The 16,395-nt window shown below is 32.5% G+C and carries 14 protein-coding genes and 2 pseudogenes; all 16 read left to right on the plus strand.

Annotation, left to right across the window (positions count from 1 at the left end; translation table 11 throughout):
* Positions 1-184 precede the first annotated feature (184 nt).
* Positions 185-1,093, plus strand: a complete 909-nt coding sequence (locus ACEWK1_RS08780) for a DUF2268 domain-containing protein (RefSeq protein ID WP_121662169.1) — start codon at positions 185-187, stop codon at positions 1,091-1,093.
* 699 nt (positions 1,094-1,792) lie between these two features.
* Complete coding sequence (locus ACEWK1_RS08785) at positions 1,793-2,527, plus strand: sulfite exporter TauE/SafE family protein (RefSeq protein WP_212138601.1); 735 nt, start codon at positions 1,793-1,795, stop codon at positions 2,525-2,527.
* Between the two features lie 44 nt (positions 2,528-2,571).
* Entirely contained in the window at positions 2,572-3,459 is an 888-nt protein-coding gene (locus tag ACEWK1_RS08790) for a cytochrome c oxidase assembly protein (protein ID WP_212138600.1), read from the plus strand.
* Positions 3,460-3,466: 7 nt separating this feature from the next.
* The gene (locus tag ACEWK1_RS08795) at positions 3,467-4,174 is read left to right on the plus strand and encodes a response regulator transcription factor (protein WP_212138599.1); all 708 of its coding nucleotides are present in this window, start codon (positions 3,467-3,469) and stop codon (positions 4,172-4,174) included.
* A complete protein-coding gene (locus ACEWK1_RS08800; protein ID WP_121662164.1) occupies positions 4,171-5,574 on the plus strand; it encodes a sensor histidine kinase in 1,404 nt (467 codons plus the stop codon). The genes ACEWK1_RS08795 and ACEWK1_RS08800 overlap by 4 nt, the downstream gene beginning before the upstream one ends.
* Complete coding sequence (locus ACEWK1_RS08805) at positions 5,571-5,768, plus strand: hypothetical protein (protein ID WP_121662163.1); 198 nt, start codon at positions 5,571-5,573, stop codon at positions 5,766-5,768. The genes ACEWK1_RS08800 and ACEWK1_RS08805 overlap by 4 nt, the downstream gene beginning before the upstream one ends.
* 3 nt (positions 5,769-5,771) lie before the next feature.
* Positions 5,772-7,709 (plus strand): F510_1955 family glycosylhydrolase, encoded by a 1,938-nt coding sequence (locus tag ACEWK1_RS08810; RefSeq protein WP_416636001.1) that lies wholly within the window; start codon positions 5,772-5,774, stop codon positions 7,707-7,709.
* Between the two features lie 229 nt (positions 7,710-7,938).
* The gene (locus tag ACEWK1_RS08815; protein WP_232273378.1) at positions 7,939-8,172 is read left to right on the plus strand and encodes a hypothetical protein; all 234 of its coding nucleotides are present in this window, start codon (positions 7,939-7,941) and stop codon (positions 8,170-8,172) included.
* Positions 8,173-8,217: 45 nt separating this feature from the next.
* Positions 8,218-8,475, plus strand: a complete 258-nt coding sequence (locus ACEWK1_RS08820) for a DUF2933 domain-containing protein (protein ID WP_212138597.1) — start codon at positions 8,218-8,220, stop codon at positions 8,473-8,475.
* 143 nt (positions 8,476-8,618) lie between these two features.
* On the plus strand, positions 8,619-10,520 hold the full coding sequence (locus tag ACEWK1_RS08825) for a copper resistance CopC/CopD family protein (protein WP_416636003.1): 1,902 nt from the start codon (positions 8,619-8,621) through the stop codon (positions 10,518-10,520).
* 1,180 nt (positions 10,521-11,700) lie between these two features.
* Positions 11,701-12,405: a hypothetical protein gene (locus tag ACEWK1_RS08830; protein ID WP_416636004.1), complete on the plus strand. Its 705-nt coding sequence runs from the start codon at positions 11,701-11,703 to the stop codon at positions 12,403-12,405.
* A 149-nt stretch (positions 12,406-12,554) separates the two neighbouring features.
* Positions 12,555-12,737: pseudogene (locus ACEWK1_RS08835) on the plus strand (SAM-dependent methyltransferase); the annotation flags it as partial.
* A 293-nt stretch (positions 12,738-13,030) separates the two neighbouring features.
* Positions 13,031-13,756 carry an alpha/beta fold hydrolase gene (locus ACEWK1_RS08840; RefSeq protein ID WP_212138348.1) on the plus strand — a complete coding sequence of 242 codons (726 nt, stop codon included), beginning with the start codon at positions 13,031-13,033 and terminating at the stop codon, positions 13,754-13,756.
* 207 nt (positions 13,757-13,963) lie between these two features.
* Entirely contained in the window at positions 13,964-14,653 is a 690-nt protein-coding gene (locus tag ACEWK1_RS08845) for an AraC family transcriptional regulator (protein ID WP_212138347.1), read from the plus strand.
* Positions 14,654-14,746: 93 nt separating this feature from the next.
* Positions 14,747-15,640 (plus strand): EamA family transporter, encoded by an 894-nt coding sequence (locus ACEWK1_RS08850; RefSeq protein ID WP_416636005.1) that lies wholly within the window; start codon positions 14,747-14,749, stop codon positions 15,638-15,640.
* Between the two features lie 466 nt (positions 15,641-16,106).
* A pseudogene (locus ACEWK1_RS08855) lies at positions 16,107-16,395 on the plus strand (penicillin-binding protein); the annotation flags it as partial.

The raw sequence follows: 16,395 nt of genomic DNA on the forward strand, positions 1-16,395 counted from the left end.
CTTTGTTAAATTAACACGTGATTTGTCTATATGATATCTTCCACAAACGAAGTGCCTTTCTGGAATGAATAGAAGACGCTTTTTCAGTTAAAAGGCCATAATGTTTTTTTGAAACACATACAAGATTCATTTGACATTAACGTAGAGTAATACTTTAGCCTTGTAATATGGAGGTGTATGTTGAATGTACAATACATATAAATTTATTAATACATTCGAACAATATGAGGAATTACTTTCAATATCAGATATAGAAGAAAGAAGAGATTATTTTCGTTATAATATGATGTCGCCGTTTAAGGACATGTGGAATTTAATAAATGTTCCTATTAAAGCAAAACAAGAAAATGGTTATGACGTATTAATGGCTACGAAAATGTTAGGTTATGCAGATATTTCTAACGATAAACAAATTCAACTGGGTCTTTCCCTTTTAAAAGAAAATAACGCCTATGTGGTAGCAGAAAATACTATCAAAACGTGTATAGAAAAAGCTAATAAGGCAGGTTTGAAAGTGAACGCCGATGAAATAAAATTTGGTATGTATGTCGCAAATCCAGATAAGTTAAAACTTCAACAAGGATATACGGGATTTGGTGGTATTCCTGGATTTATTACTGTGAATATTTATCCAAATGATTATAATTTATCTAAAATACCTGCTGTTATTGCTCATGAGTTTCATCACAATATTCGTTTTTCTTATTTTGATTGGGATCATGGAAATGTAACAGTAGGAGATTATATTGTCATAGAAGGATTAGCAGATTCGTTCGCAAAAGAGCTGTATGGTACAGAACAGCTGGGACCTTGGGTGACTAGTATTGAAAGGGATGATTTAGAGTATTCAATCTATGTTATTGGAGAGGCTCTAAACATAAAAGGTTTTTCTGAAGTAAGTAGTTACATGTTTGGTGATGAGATTGCCAAACATGAAGGATATAAACCAGTAGGTCTATCTTTTGGAGCTGGTTATGCAGTAGGGTATGAGGTTGTTCAATCTTTTATGAAAAAGAATAATAAAACGATATATGAAACAACGTTAATTTCTAGTAATGAGATTATTAATGGATCTGAATTATTTTCTTTATGAACATCATATCCATTCTTTCTGTTTTAGAGTATTTCAGTGACATAAAGTTTCCCTTGTAACCAATTATTTTTCGTCGGTGGAAACCAAATGGTATTTCATCAAATATAATTTGATCAATAAGGTCTGCTATTCAGTAGACCTTATTTTTAATAAATAAAAATAATCTCCATATTTTCTTCAAATATTTGTTTTAAAATTAATAATCTCGAAAAAACGTTTTAGATATATTTAGAAAATGGATATGATCACAGTACCTTTTCAAGGCACTTTAGTTCCAATGCAAATTCAATATAACTGAAGAGACAAAGAGGTGCCATAAACATTGAGGGAATTAGTTCAAGTGGAGATCCAAGAATTACAGGACGATTACAAGCGAAATAAATAAAGTTGCTATTTATCATACACAGACTAATAAAAATGAATTGATTTCTTATTTTAATAAGTTTTGTTCTAGTTGCCATGATTATAATCCCTGGGCAAGTCGCTTTTTCTTTCAAGGAAAAAGAAAAATGACGTCTCATTTAAAAGGTCATCACATAGGTCACGAGCAATGCTTTTTTATGTTTAGATAGTGTATTCGTTTTTTGAGTCAACATATGCCCTGGATAACAGGGCAGATATTATTTTTTATCTCCATATTTCCTTCATACATTTGCTATAGAATTAACAACCAATTAAACAAAGTAGAGGTGAGCGTTGATGTATGAATTTTTCAATCAAATAAGTAATATTATGACTCACCCCTTTTTAAACCTCGCAAGGAGCTTTGAAAGCATTCCAATCCTATTCGCTTTTTTACTTGGGATTGTTGGTGCAATGGCGCCATGTCAGTTTACAGGAAACATCGGGGCAATTACTCTTTATGGGAATAAATCACTCCAAAAAGAATTAGCATGGGTCGATGTTCTCTTTTTTACTTTAGGGAAAATTGTCGTGTTTACTGGTTTGGGGATTCTGGTTTGGTTTTTGGGAAGGGGATTTGAGTCTCAACTAACATTATATTTTCCGTGGTTTAGAAAAGTTATAGGTCCAATGTTTATAATAGTCGGTATGTTTATGCTTGGTATTATTAAGGTGAAAGGGACATTAACGCTATTGGAATTGCCAAAGAGGTTTTTTCAAAAGGGAAAAATGGGTTCCTTTTTAATGGGAATTAGCTTTTCACTTGGTTTCTGTCCAACCATGTTTGTTTTATTTTTTGTTACATTAATGCCAATAGTATTTTCTACATCATATGGGGTTGTTTTGCCTAGTCTATTTGCAATTGGTACATCTTTGCCATTATTCCTAGCTATGTTCTTAATTTGGTATTACGGAGCTAGTGGTGCAGTGATCAGGAAGGGAAGAAAGGTTGGGTTATATATTCAGAGAGCTTCTGGTGTGATCTTGGTCGTATTAGGAATACTAGATACTGTTACCTACTGGACAATATAGGGATAGGATTATGTGGTAAAAAAATGTATAGAAGAGGGAAAGAAATGAAGCAAATTAATGTATTAATTGGAGTACTATTATTTTCTATATTAAATCCCATTAAAAGTGTTTTGGCTCATAATGGCATCGACGAACAAAACAGTACGAAAACTATTTTTGATCAGTGGAACATCATATTATTTGGGGCTTTAGTTATTTTTTTAGTAGCTTATATCTATTTATTTAAAAAAGAACAAGACTTTCTTAAAAAGTTTAGCTTTTTCTTTTCAGCTGTACTCATTTTTTATCTAGCGATTGGTAGTCCATTACACTTATTAGGAGATCATTATTTGTTTAGTGCTCACATGCTAGAGCAATCTCTAGTTTATATAGCATTACCGCCTTTACTTTTATTAGGTCTACCTAAACAGTTTGCTGAGGCGATTTTCACTTTTGGATTGAGATACAAAATAATAAGATTTTTAAAGTATCCCTTGGTTTCCTTATTATTATTTAATGTATTGTTTTCTTTTTATCATATTCCTTTCATATTTAATCTAGTCGTTTCAAATAATATTCTGCATAACTTAACACATGCTATTTTGACTGTTACTGCTTTCTTTATGTGGATTCCACTTATACCATTGGTTACGGAATTAGATAAATTAACAGAGATTCAGAAAGTTGGGTATATCTTTGCAGCGGGTGTTTTATTAACTCCAGCTTGTGCACTTATTATTTTTTCAGACCAAACGTTTTATCCTGTATATTCAGAAGCACCACAACTTTTTTCAATCCTTCCTCCATTAGAAGATCAAAGAACTGGTGGAATTATTATGAAAATAGTGCAGGAAATCGTATATGGAACAATGATTGGCTATATTTTCTTTAAATGGGCTAGGAAAGAAAGGTCAAAAGATATTATTCCAAGTAAAGAACATATAGGGATGTGAAATAGTGGTGAATAGGGAAAAAGTCTTAGTGATCGATGATGAGTGGAATATGAGGAATTTACTGAAAATTCATTTGTCTCCTCAATTTGAAGTGAAAGAAGCAACTGGTGGAGAAGAAGCTTTTAGTTTTCTTAAAACGGAAAAATTTGACTTAGTGATACTAGACTTAATGATGCCGGAAATGGATGGATGGGAGGTTTGTAAGGAAATAAGAGATTTTAGTCAAGTACCCATCCTTATGCTGACAGCCCGTGGAGATATAAAGGATAAGGTTCAAGGGTTTAGCGTTGGAGCAGATGATTACCTTGTTAAGCCCTTTAATTCAGAAGAGTTAATAGTAAGATCTAAAGCTCTCATTAGACGCTCAATGATGTCTTCCGATTCTCACTTAAATCCTGATGGATTCATTGAAATTTCTGATTTGAAAATAGATCAACAAGGAAGACAAGTTTATATAAAAAATCATGTTTTAGATTTAACACCAAAAGAATTCGACCTTATTCAGCTTCTGGTTTTAAACCCTAACACAGTCTTTACACGAGATATGCTTATGGATCATATTTGGGGTATTCATGATGTATTAGATATTCGAACAGTTGATTCACATGTGAAAAATGTAAGGGAAAAGTTTCGGAAAAGCGATCTTTCGTTTAATCCAATTAAAACAGTTTGGGGAAAGGGCTATAAGTTTCAAGCTCCGGATGAGGGACAATGAAGTGGCACAGCATTGTTGTCAAATTAGGTGCAAGTATCTTACTTCTTGTATTAGCCATTTTGCTTCCACTCGGTTTCATTATGAATCAGATATTTTCTGGTTTTTATTTTAGCAAAGTACAAGAGCAAATTGATGACCTTTCTAGTCGATATGCCGAATCGATAAATACATTAGATCGTCAACATCTTAACATGTTTGAACAATTGGCAACTTTAACTGGCCAAGAGATTATCATTGTGAATAAAGAAGGAGTAGTAGTAGCAAATTCAGGAATTCCAAGTTTGCCAAAAGGGGAAAAAATTAATTCAAAGGAGTTTGACTTACTTTCTATAAATAAGGCTACTCAAAAAGAGTATTATGATGAAATAAACAATAGACGTTATTTAAGTGTTGGAAAGCCAATTTATACTGATCGTGTGATCATCGGTGGGATCTATGTGTTAGCTTCAATCGAGGACATGTATCAGTCGGTAGATATGATAGAAAAATCAGTAACTTTAGCAGGAATAGGAGCTATTTTCTTAGCGTTGGGATTTATTTTTATCTTATCACGAAAATTATCAAATCCACTCTTAGAAATGGAGAAAGCAACTCGAAAAATCGCAAAAGGTGATTTAAATACGAGAGTTTCAAAAGGAACAAAAGATGAAGTTGGTTCACTTGCAGCTGCTATAAATGATTTAGCATTAGAATTACAGCGTTACCGCTCAAATAGAAGGGAATTTTTTGCAAACATATCACATGAGTTGCGAACCCCAATTACTTATTTAGAGGGGTATGCAAATGCATTGGAAAATAATCTATATCAATCTGATGAAGAAAAGGAGCAATACCTTCAAATTATCCAACAAGAAGCTAGTAGATTGTCAAAATTAGTTGCTGATTTATTCGAGTTATCTAAAATGGAGGAAGGAAAGATTGATTTACATTTTGAATCAGTAGATTTGGTCGAAGTGGTAGAAAATGCACTTATAAAGACGACAATAAAAGCTAAAGAAAAAGGATTACAAATAGATTTTAACAGATTGACTAATATTCCGAGTATCTATGCTGATGGTTTAAGAATGGAACAAATTGTTTTAAATTTGATTGAAAATTCTATCCGTTATACTGAAAAAGGTACGATAAGTGTAAAGCTTTCTAAAGAATTAAATAGCATAATTTTGGCTGTTGAAGATACAGGAATTGGTATTCCAGAAGACGATGTTCCATTTTTATTTGAGAGATTTTATCGTGTTGAGAAATCTCGATCAAGAGATTTCGGAGGGACAGGTCTAGGTTTAGCCATCGTTAAGCAACTTGTTGAACTTCAAGGTGGGGCTATAACAGTGAAAAGTAAAGTGAGAAAAGGGACATGTTTTGAGCTGACATTCCCAATTAATAGGGGAGATGTTCAGTGAGAAGGATTGAAGTTGTTTTATCTATTGGTCTAATTGCAGCTGGACTCATCTGTTTAACGATGTCTGGTTCCTTAATGTTTGAGCAGGGAATAGCTGTTTATTTTAAAACCTTTGTACAAATTTGTTTATGGATGGGAGTCCCTATCATTTTGGTTGGTGTATTTTACTTATTTTATATAAAAAAGAGGAGATAAAATATGAAGTTAAAGTCATTATTTACAATGTTAATTCTTTTTATATTATCAATTCCGGTCGATGTATTTGCTCATGGGACTGAGGAGGAACATAAACAAGAGGTTATGACTAATACCTTTTTGACCTATGGAATCTTTATATCAACAGTCTTATTAATTGTAGGGGTAATTGTATTATTGACAGTTAAGAGTCGTTTAAAGACAGTAAATGTAAAAAAACAAGAAGGAAGAATAAAAAGAGATAAGTTAAACAGATGGTTGAAGGTCAGCCAGTGGGTTTCTTTAGTATCCTTATTAGTCTTAATTGCTACAGCTTCGTTTAAGATAGTAAATGATGGAGGAAAAGATGGTCAGGTAGAGTTTATGCATATCCATGGTTTAGGTATCACTGATAATGAGGATGAAGTTTATGTACCTGCTCATGATGGCTTAAAAGTCTTTAAAGACGGCATGTGGAGTAACGCAGAGGGGGAAAAACATGACTATATGGGATTCTCTATGGTAGATGACGGTTTTTATAGTAGTGGACATCCAGGTGAAGGTTCTAATTTAAAAAATCCATTTGGTGTGATTAAAACAACTGATATGGGTAAAAGTCTAGAGATGCTAGACTTATATGGGGAAATTGATTTTCATGGAATGGCTGTTGGCTATAAATCACACGCAATTTATGTTATAAATCCACAAGCAAATTCAAGAATGGATGATACTGGACTATATTACTCCACAGATGATACGAGAACCTGGACGAAGAGTGAAATGGAAGGTCTCGATGGGAAGATATCATCTTTAGCCGTACACCCAACTGATGATGCAATTGTTGCTTTGGGTACAAATGAGGGGATATTTATTTCAAAAGACTATGGACAAACGTTTGAGGGAATTTCTGATTCTCCAACAACAGCAGTATCATTTTCATTAGAAGGAGAGTTGTTTGCTGGAATTGTTTCTAGCACCTTTACCATTTCAAAGTTTGATATTGAAACAAATGGACAAACAAAACTTTCTATCCCATCGTTAACAGGCGAAAATGCAATAGGTTATATTGGAGTGAATCCACAGAATGAACAACAAATTCTCTTTACAACTTTTGAAAAGGATATCTATATTACTCAAAATGGCGGTGAAAGTTGGGAGAAAATTGCTGAGAAAGGGATAGGCTCTACGATGAATATTCAAACATCTCAATCCCAAACAGAAAGTCAACATTCTCATGGGGAGCATACTGAACATGGAAGTAACAGCAAAGATGAAGATCCATTAGATGTTTCTTGGGAATTTGATAATGAACCTACTGTTGGCAGTAAGCAAACGTTACAAATTAATATTAAAGACTCATCAGGAGAACCGGTTGATAAATTTGATATTGAACACGAAAAGTTAATGCATTTAATTATTGTTAGTGAAGATTTATCTATTTTCCAACATCTTCATCCACAATTTAATGGGAATGGAATGTTTAAGGTGAGTACCAATTTTCCAAAAGGTGGACGTTACAAACTAATAGCTGATGTTGTTCCAAGCGGACAAGAAACGTCCACTGTCACAAAATGGATTGATATTGATGGAAAGAGTAAAAAAGAAGCAGTAATAGTTGATGAATCATTAACAAAAGTTATTGATGGCAGAAGGATATCATTGTCTTTCGGTGGACAAATCCAGTCAAATAAAGACATGACGATGACCTTCACACTACAGGATGATAAAACGGGAGAGTCTATAAACGATTTAAAGCCATACTTAGGTGCAATCGGGCATGTTGTGATCGTGAGTGAAGATGGTGAACAATATGTTCACAGTCATCCTATGAATAAAGAAACAAGTGGACCAGTAGCTGAATTTATGACGGTATTCTCTGAACGCGGTATATATAAGGTTTGGGGACAGTTTAATCATAAGGGCGAAATTGTGACGGTTCCATTTGTAGTTGAAGTGCCTTAGAAACACATATTAAAAAATAGGAGGGGATCATTAATATGTAATTGTTTTTGCGATTAGGGTTTATTTTACATATTATATGAAACCCTTTAAAACTAAAGCAAATAATGCTCTTACTATTTTAAAATTTTTATTATCGAAGGAATAAAGGGGAAGAAGCTGTTTTCTCCATACTTTCTTCAAACCTATTAAATATAATTTCATTGAATAAACAAAAAGGGAGGTAATATTGATGAAAAAGAAGATTGTATTTGTTTCATCTTTTGCATTAGCTATATTTCTTGTAGCTGGGCAGTTTACTTATGCAGAAAAACCGGACAGCATGATGAATATGATGAACGGCAATGGAATGACGAAGATGATGGAAGCAATGAATTCTCCTGAAGGGCAAAAAATGATGAAGGCATGTGGAGAATTTATGGAATCTAGTGATAGTGATAGTGAAGTAAAAGAAACATCACATTAAAAATTAAGGTCCTTTTACCTAATTTATAAAAAGGGGATAAAAATAATGGAATGGTTACTGTACTTATTATGTCCTTTAATGATGTTATTCTGCATGAAGGGGATCTTTACAGGCGGTAAAAAAGATTGTCATTCTAAACAAGAAAACATAAAAAATGAACAAATGAAGTCTTTACAATTACAGGTGCATAATTTGCAAGAACAAAATATGAAACTTATTAATGAGATTAAATTGTCTAAACATAAGAACAGTGTGGTTTCTATTTCTCAGGATACTGAAAATGAGAATAGATTCACATCGTAAGGGCAACCTGTCTGGTTGTCTTTTTTCTTATTTCGACAGTTTCAAGTATAGTTAAGGTTGGATTGATTTTGGAGAAGGAAACAGAGTTTAGTACCAGTTATCATATGGAAGGTTTTAAATATAGAGAATAAGGGGAGAAGGTATTGTCGCTTTTTCGGAAATTTATTATTTGGTCGATGGTCATCGGTATCATTCATGTTTTTTTACCAGTATTAACAGGGTTTGCTCACTCTAACATGGAAAAAACATACCCAACTGGAGGAGAGAAGCTTACCAACAGTCCCTCAACAATAGAAGTCTGGTTTCAGGACCCAGTTGTTATACATTCTGATTCTATACAGCTACTAGATGCTTCTGGAAACCAAATAGAATTAGGAAATCTAGAGATTGATCCTAAAGATAAAACACATATCGTAAGTAATTTAACTGAGGATCTTCAAGAAGGGTATTATGTTTCAAAAATAAATGTGATTGCATTAGACGGTTATGTTATTCAGGAAGAATTTAAATTTCAAATAGTTGAATCAGAAACTAGGCAACAAAAAGAAGATTTAGAAATTGTTAAGTACTCACCAAAAGATGGAGAAATTGTAGAAGGTTCACCATATCAGATCGATTTGTGGTTTAATCAACCAACAGAAGTAACAGCTATAGGTGTGTTTGATGATCAACAGCAAACGATTAACACTGAAACACCTGTTGTAGATACTAATGATCCCAACCATGTAATTGTTAAGTTAGAAGGAGGGTTATCAAAAGGAACATACCAAGTGACATGGTATGCGCATCCTAAGAATCTTGATAATAAGCCCCAATTGGAAACAATTGATGTTTTTTATTTTGCTGTTGATGAGTTTACCCCTATTCAACAGCAAGAGAAGGGTGTGTCAACCAAATCATTTTGGTTTGAAAGTATGGGTTTAAAACAAATTGGATATTGGTTTGTATTTATCGGAGTATCTATTTTATTTGGTAGTGCCTTCTTTAACTCAATGATTCTAAGAGAATGTATTAATTCTAAAAAGTGGCGTTATTATTCATTTATATTACTACTCTTAGTTTTAATAGGTATTTTTATTATTTTTGTTCTTCAAAAAGGAGAATTAGAAAACCTCTCATTATCACAACTATTATCTCTAAAGTATGTTTGGATTCCAGTATTACAAATATTCTTATTAGTTCTAGGTTTTGTATTTAGTAAGGTTAGACTACTCCTTTATGGTTTTGCACTATTCCTATTACCTTTTTTCACTGGTCATGCTGCATATCCTCGATATGGTGGGTATTTATCAATGCTTGTTTACGGGTTACACCTAGTAGCTGCATCCATTTGGATTGGTGGGTTATTTTCCATACTAACTTTACCTCGTAAATCCGAGTTTAAGGAGAAATTAAAGGAAATTTTACCTTCGTTTTCTAAGTGGGCATTAATGAGCCTAATCATCATTGTTTGCACTGGTCTATACATGACTAATCAATATGTGCCTTCTTTTTCTACTGAGAGCTTTGTCCAAAGTGAATGGGGAAAGGCTGTTCTGGTGAAGATGATTGCTACTATATTTATTTTAATTATTGGTTTCTTTCAAAGAAGAACGATTAAAAGGTTTATAACAAAAGGAATTAATACAATCATTACACGAGCTAAAATAGAATTAGTTTATGCTGTATTTATTGTTCTATTTGCTTCTTTACTACTAGTTTCTTCACCTGGAGCTGCTGAACAAGGTGTGTATCCAACATCAATGGAAAAAGAAGGGGTTAAATTAGACATAGATTTCACACCTCTTTATCCAGGATTAAATGTATTAACGATGGACTTTGAAGAAAAGGTCAAAAATGTTGAAGTAACCCTTTCAATGCCACCAAACTATAAAGTTAACTACAATGCCTTTAAAGTGGATGATAGAACCTTTAAAATAACAGGAAATCTTCTTCATGCTGCTGGCACAATGGAAATGGAGGTAAAGGCTAAGAAAGAGGATGGAGAAGAAATAGAATATATTTTTAGAATCGTCATACCTGGGGAAATGAGATTTAATGAATAAGGTAGAAGTTATTTGCAGTGCTTTTCATCATTAACTGGAGTTTTTAAGAAGCACATTTCTAGAGAAATGTGCTTTACCAATTATAACTTGTTAGTTATGAAACTCCAAAAGGTAAGCCAGTAGCTGATACATTCAAGGATAAATTTTTAGTTTTTCAACAATATGGGTGTTAATTCAATAACCATCCTCAACAATAAAAACGCAAATGTGTAATTAATAACAGGTTCTGTTTTGAAGTACAAAATACAAATTAACATTGCTTTTCGTATAGTAATTCGCGCTATGATTAAAAAGCATTTTGACAAGTAAATCAGCAAAGAACAATGCTTGGAATATGCTCCAAGCATTTTTATACAAAGATAAGTACCCGTTTAAGCAAATTTCCAACTCTTCAAGAATCGCAAGGAAATAAGCTACTAAAATAAGCGAAGAAATTCCCCTTATTGAGGAAATAACATGAAAAATAGATTAAATAGACGGAAAGATTCCGCCTATTTAATCGAAAAAGACGAAAATGGACCATTTTACATTGCTTAACCGGAAAAATTCCGCTTATATCTCCAAACTGATTTCCATTCTTCATTCTAGCCGGAAAAACTCCTCTTATTTATAAACTATTGGTTACTCAATTAAGGATAATCTGCTTTATTTATCCGCCTCTCAGACCATTAGCCACCCCCCTGGTAGTTAAAATCATTTTTAGCACACCATTTGGAATAGCAATGAGCTTGCGAATTTTTATGCTGACAAATACTTATGTCACTTATTAAAAGTGGTTCGGATTTCTGGGCCTATTTACCTTCCATTTAATTAAACCCCTTAAATATCAATAAAAATAAGCAGTCTTATTCAGTAGCGAATAGGACTGCTTATTAGTTTGCTAATTTAGTTTTTGTATTCGGAAACCGAACCCGTTATGTAAATAACATTTGCGTTTTTATTTATAGTAAATAGCCATAATGTTGAGTGTTGTTTGAATGGGTTTTAATTTAATAATATAAATATTAACTTAAAAAAGGGAAATTTTGATGGGATTCCCATTAAAGATTTATTTAAAATCATTTTTGAAACCATTAAACTAACAGGTAAACGAGAAATTCTTTCATAATCTATTATTTTAGAGATGTTATTATTTAAATTCTTTACTATAATGAGGTTGAATTATCCAAAGGGAGACATTATGACACTTGTTAAAACGGCCAATTTGATAATTGGAATTATCTTACTTATACTCTCGATTCCAACAAGTAGTAAAGTGTTGATGGAAAAGGTTTATGACTGGGAAATGAAAAGTAGGTATGAAATTTCTGAGCTAAATGAGATGTACAAGGGTGCGAAAACTACTTATGAGTTCGCCGATTCACAAATTAACGTTTTTCACGAATCAAAAAGTGATGAATTGGTAACCAATGAGTGGGGAGATGTGATCAAAAAGGCTGATGTATATCTCTCAATAAATGGTGAAATAACGGAAACTTTAGTATACTATCCAGTCAAAATAGAGGAACGTGGCTTAAACCAATATACCCATTATATTTCTTATTGGCTAGTAGAGGAAAAAGATCATAACAAGAAATTTTTTATAATAATACTTCAGAAAAATCCGTCTCCATACAACGTAGCAACTTTCTCTATAGAAAGATTGGAATATATATCTTATACAATCTCAGAAAAAGGAACGATAACGAGAGATACTTTTAATTATGAAAACAAGAATAAATTGCAAACTAAACTTATTCCACCTATGTACTTTGGTGGAGCAGGCTTCTACTCAGATATATGGAATACGTATTATCCTTTTTTATATCCAATTATAACTATTCTGGGTTTTATATTAATTCTAGTAGGAATTCCCTTTAAGTCGTATGCAAGGACAAAACAATAAGGAATAAACCAAATAGATAATTGATTGTGTTACTAATAATGCTTTTATGCATTAATTAAGAATCTTCTGCATTCAAAGCGCAATTCATGAAAATAAATTGCGCTAATTTGCATTTAAAAAAGGATATATATATAAAGCGAATATTCTATATTTATTCTAAAAGGTTTTTTAAAACAGATAAAGGATATAAAATTGTTCTTGGTGCGGATGAATATAATAATAATCCTGGATGGATACATACTCAAGAGGACCAATTGAATTTATTAGACCATTCAACGTGGGAAGAAAGTTTCAATGAAAATTCTTTATCAGCTATTCTTGTTGAACATGTTTAGAAGCATCTTACCTATATAAAGGAATTGATGCAGTACAACTTTGCTATAGTTTTATGTTGGGTTAATCGGTATTGTATTTGCACTTTTAACAAATCGATCAGGTGGCTTTATTAGTAATTCATTAAACATGTCAGTACAAGGTGAAACATGAATTAAGATCAAAAAAGAAGAAAAAAAGTTTCAACCATCATTTGTCTATTTAATAGGAGCTATAGTTGCTAACTTATTGTATATAAAGAATACTTTTAGGTCAGTAATTTTGGACTTAAATAATAAAAGAGAGGTAGAAAATGACTAAAGAGATGTTTATTCAAATAAATGATTTTAAATTATTTGCTAAATTGGTTGGTGAAAATACTGGAAAGCCCACAATAGTGATGGATGCTGGATATGGTGACTATTCAAAGACGTGGGATTCTGTTATTTCTGATCTATCATTGCTTACAGATGTTTTAATTTATGATAGAGCAGGACTAGGGAAAAGTGAATCAAGTTCTAAACCAAGAACGAGCATTGAAATGATTAAAGAATTAAGAGAAGTAGTTAAAGGAACTAAGATCAAACTCCCTTTTATCTTAGTTGGTCATTCATTTGGTGGAGTTAACGCAAGAATGTATGCAACTGAATATCCCAAAGATGTCTGTGGACTTATATTGGTTGATTCTACACCTGAGGATTATAGAGAAAGATTTCTTCCAACGATGTCAAACGAGTTCCAAGAGGCATATAACAAACAATTTGTTCATGAAGGTAATTACGATGAATTTATGGAAAGCTTAAAACAGTTAAAGACATCAAAAAGAAAAATAAATGTGCCATTAATCGTTCTATCAGCTGGTAAAAAAGCTCATTATTCAACAAAGTCACAAGAATTATGGAATGAGATGCAGAGAGATATTCTTGAAATATCTACAAATGGGGAGCTGGTGATTGCTGAAAATTCTGCACATTATATACAAAATGATGAGCCAGAATTTCTAGTTAACGCAGTAAAAAGATTACTAAGCAGATTTTAAGGGAAATATATTTTTTATTTCAATAATAAGAACTTGCTATAAAGTTATTCTTTCGCAATCAAAAGTAAATACGCAAGCTAAAGCAAAGTTGCTGAAGAAGGCTTTTAAAAATGAACACTACTGCTTCCTTTTCAACATCTTTATAACATCTTTTAATTGGATTATAATATAATTTAATTTGAGAATTCATTTAGGTGGGAATTAAAAATGAACGTATTATGTGAGAAAAGATCCTATACTAGAGAGTTTACAACTCATCATCATGAGTTTGGACAATTTCTTTTTCCATTAAGAGGCTCCTTAGATATCCAAACGAAGTGGCAAGAAGTCAACCTTAAATCCGATTATTGTTTTTATATTCCTCCCAAGTTAGAACATAACTACCGTTCTGAGGACAGGAATGAATTCTTAATCTTAGATATTCCAACACACTATTTGCCAGAGAATACAAGTGACATGTATATACGGTTGGATCAACAATGGAATGCTATTCGTTATTTACTACTCGAAGAGGTAAAGAGTCCAGAGAACCTATCCTCCCTACTAAATTTAACTAGATATGTAACTAACAAACTCCAAACCTCCAAGCCACCTTCTATTGAATACATTCACAATCATTATAAGGAGCAAATTAAATTAGAGACATTAGCAAAAATAGAACATTTTCATCCAGTGTATTATTCAGCATGGTTTAAGAAACAAACTGGAAAAAGCCCAAAAGCATATATTTCTGAACTTCGTTTGAAAGAGGCGAAACATTTATTAATTTCAACAAAATGGTCCATGTCAGAGATTAGTGAGGAATTACGTTTTGAGAATTCTTCATCGTTTACTAGGTGGTTTGTGAAGTGGGAGGGAATATCTCCACAAAAATACAGAATTCTTAACAATGGATAAAAAGCTTATTAAACTTGGTAAAGAAAATTTCTAAGGAATTTTCTATTATTAGTTTAATATTCTTTTTATCTTTTTTTATGGAGGTGAACTAAAATGAAAGGAATAATGCCGACTTTTTTAGTATTACTCGCTGCAATACTTTGGGGAACTACAGGTACAACGCAGGCACTTGCGCAAGAAACAGCTCATCCGATTGCGATTGGGGCTACTCGTTTAGCAGTAGGAGGTTTCTTTTTATTATTAATGGCTCTTATAGTAGGGAAATTCAGCCTGAAAGGTTGGTCTATCAAGACAACGCTAATAGCATCTTTATGTATGGCTTTGTACCAGCCGTTATTTTTCTCGGCAGTTTCAATTACTGGAGTGGCTATTGGGACAGTAGTTGCAATTGGGAGTGCACCTATCTTCTCAGGTCTCACAGAATGGATTTATTTAAAGATTCGTCCATCTAAAGTTTGGTGGTATTCTACTTTCCTATCAATATTAGGTTGCCTATTGCTCTTTGTTAATACAGAATCCGTTTTTGTAGACCCTGTTGGAATAGTAATGGCTCTTGGGGCTGGGTTATCCTTTGCTAGTTACGCTCTTATTAGTAGATCATTGGTTGAAAAACATTCTTCATTATCAGTTGTAGCAGTTGTTTTTACTCTAAGTGCAATTTTATTATCTCCGTTTTTATTTACTTTTGATATGTCTTGGATTATGAGTTTTCAAGGTGTAGGTGTAAGTCTTCAACTAGGAATTATGGCAACTGGGATAGCCTATTTTCTTTTTGCTAAAGGACTTACCAAGGTTAATTCATCAACTGCAGTTACACTTTCGTTAGCAGAACCATTAACCGCAGCATTATTAGGAGTATTTCTATTGGGCGAAAGCTTAACGATAACTTCTTGGATCGGAATGATCCTCTTAATACTAGGAATCGGAATATTATTTTTGTCGCCCAAAAAATCGATTAGCATAAAAGAACCAAAAATGGTTCATTAGTTAGTCGCAAATTAATGAAAAAAATTAAAGTGAAGAAACAAAGTCATTAATGCGCAGTACAACGATACTATGCAATAGAATATTGATCTTCAACAATAAGAGTGCTGTTGTTACAAGTCAAATTTTTCAATGAGCATATGACCTAACAAAAGGTGCTTATCCTAAAAGAAAGGAAAAGCACTTTTTTATTTTCGAGGCAATTGAATCAATTTCATAATATATCATTTGTTACCAAAAAACGTATGAATTTCACATATATTAATGTTTTTATCCGTGTGTTGTTTATTAACATGTTCAAGGTGAAGAAAAATGTTCGTTTTTTGATTAAAGAGTCATAATTATGAAATTAACTCAATTAAAAAGTGATTTTTAATATCCATTTAACTCTAAGGCTTCTGTGAAAAAATTTACATGTTAAAATATTCCTAAACTCACTATTCACTAGACAATGAAAATGAGGTATATGATGAATTTTAAAAAGTCGGTAAATATGAATCGGGGATCTGTATTTCTATCATTAATTTTTTTCGTTTTGTTTTTAGTAGTCTTATTTCGCTTCCTGTATATTATGGTAACGGGAACAGTAGATGGTGTTAATCTTGTAGAAAATAAGGAAACTAGAATAACAAAAGAAGGTATTTTAGAAGGGAAAAAAGGAGAAATACTTACGAACGATGGTGAAAAAATTGCAGTCGATTCACAAGTATACACAGTGATAGGTGTACTTAGCAAAGAAAATCCAAACCATATAAAAG

The organism is Metabacillus sp. YM-086, assembly GCF_048059995.1.
Taxonomy (GTDB): domain Bacteria; phylum Bacillota; class Bacilli; order Bacillales; family Bacillaceae; genus Metabacillus; species Metabacillus litoralis_B.